Here is a 2,051-nt window from a genome sequence, read left to right on the forward strand (position 1 = left end):
TGCCTTGCCGAATGTAACCGGTCGTAAGAGATATGAAAGCGCAACTGGAATGACCGCTTTTTGGTTGTCCAATATTGGAATGTTGGGGATGACTGTTGCTTTTGGAGTAGCTGGTGTAGCCCAAGTTTATTTAGAACGAAAAATGAAGATGGAATTTATGGTCGTGCAAAACGAAATCAGTATTCACTTTGTGGTATTGCTCATTTGCGCCACGATGTTTGCCACAGGAATTTGCATGTTCGTTTATGATTTCATAAAATATGGACGTCCTACGGATGAAGCCATAAGAGCATAAATGTTTTTCAGTAATAAAGTCTTTAGTGGTTGGCCTGAATTTAAACTATGAAGTGATAAATTCTGAATTTTCAAAAAAAAACATACCAAACTTACTCATCTTTTTTAATTTTTTTTGATACCCCCTAATTGCCAATCACTATTGACTAATTATTAAAACGATAAAACTAATAACTAACTCAGCTTTTTTTTTAACCGGAACGTTTAGACAACAGTTTTTGAACTCCATTTCCATAAAAACGATTGTTTTACGTTTCGGTTTTTTCTAAAAAATAAAAAATATGTTAGCAGATACTTTAATAAGCGCACCTTACTACCACGCCGTAGGCAAAGAGGTAGAAGTTTTTGAACATTCGTATAAAAACAAAATCCCTTTTTTATTGAAAGGCCCAACCGGAACAGGAAAATCCCGTTTTGTGGAATATATGGCGCATAAATTCGATAGAAATCTCATTACCATCAGTTGTCACGAAGAAACTTCTGCAACCGATTTGATTGGCCGATTTATCATCAAAGGTGCCGAAACGGTTTGGCTTGATGGTCCTCTAACTACTGCTGTAAAGAATGGGTCGATAATCTATCTTGATGAAGTGGCCGAAGCCCGTCCCGATGTGATTGTGGCTATCCACTCGCTGACCGATCATCGACGCATACTGTATATCGACAAGTTGGGAGAAACTATCAAAGCACATGATGATTTTATGCTCGTGGCTTCCTTTAACCCAGGTTACCAAAGAGGTTTTAAAGAACTAAAACCTTCTACACGCCAAAGGTTCATTGCGGTTTCTTTTGATTATCCGGAACCGAAAATCGAAGCCGAAATTTTGGTTAAAGAAACGAATATCGACAATGACACCGCTAAGAAACTAGTAACTATTGGAAATAAAATCAGGAATTTAACCGAATTGGGACTTACCGAAACGGTTTCGACTCGTCTTTTGGTCGATGCCGCCAAAATTATTCATAGCGGATTGCCAAAACGATTGGCTGTTCATGTGGCAGTTGTAGAGCCATTGACAGATGATTTACAAACATTGGAGGCATTGAAAGATTTGTGCGATTTGATGATATAAATCCCCCTAACCCCCGAAGGGGGAATAGAGGCTGACATAATAAATTGTAATAATAAAGTTTTAATAACTTAATCCTATTGACCCCTAATAGGAGTTCCCCCTTCGGGGGCTAGGGGGATTATTATGGGTTTCGAAATAGATGAATATTTAGTTGGGAAGTTTTTCAAATATTTGAAAAACAGCAAAAAAGTAAACGTTGAGGTTGCCGCAAGAACAGTTTGGCTTTCGGATATACAGCAACGCTTAACGATTATGGCTCGTGCGCTAACTGGGAATCCTATCGAAATATTTCCAGCTGAACGAGAAGGTGGATACAAAAACAATAATTTTTTCCTTCCGATTTCGTTTGCTGAATTCCCTACAGCGGAAGAAAACCTCATGTTTTATCATTTTAGAGTATTGTTTTTAAGCATACAACAAGGTTTGAATCTGAATTGGACTTCAACAGATAACGAACCTTCATTAGAGCTTTCACAGCAAAGAGCATTGGAATCATCAGAAGAGATTCTGCCTGTTTTGTTTAAGCTGTATTCTATTGATGCGGCCTTTTTAACTTTTGCAAAAAATCATTTTATTCAAAAAGCGGATGCTAAAAAAGCTCCTGATTTTTCTTGGTTATTTGGTAAATGGATGAAAAACGAAGTTGTTGCTGAAAGCGAAAATGAACTTCAAAATTTCTCGGAC

General features: G+C 37.4%; 1 protein-coding gene and 2 pseudogenes. All 3 read left to right on the plus strand.

Annotated elements, in window-relative coordinates:
* A pseudogene (locus VLB74_RS12360) lies at positions 1–295 on the plus strand (nitric-oxide reductase large subunit); the annotation flags it as partial.
* A gap of 280 nt (positions 296–575) precedes the next feature.
* Positions 576–1,367, plus strand: a complete 792-nt coding sequence (locus tag VLB74_RS12365) for a CbbQ/NirQ/NorQ/GpvN family protein (RefSeq protein WP_325203767.1) — start codon at positions 576–578, stop codon at positions 1,365–1,367.
* Between the two features lie 171 nt (positions 1,368–1,538).
* Positions 1,539–2,051: pseudogene (locus tag VLB74_RS12370) on the plus strand (nitric oxide reductase activation protein NorD); the annotation flags it as partial.

It is taken from the genome of Flavobacterium sp., from assembly GCF_035456225.1.
GTDB lineage: Bacteria > Bacteroidota > Bacteroidia > Flavobacteriales > Flavobacteriaceae > Flavobacterium.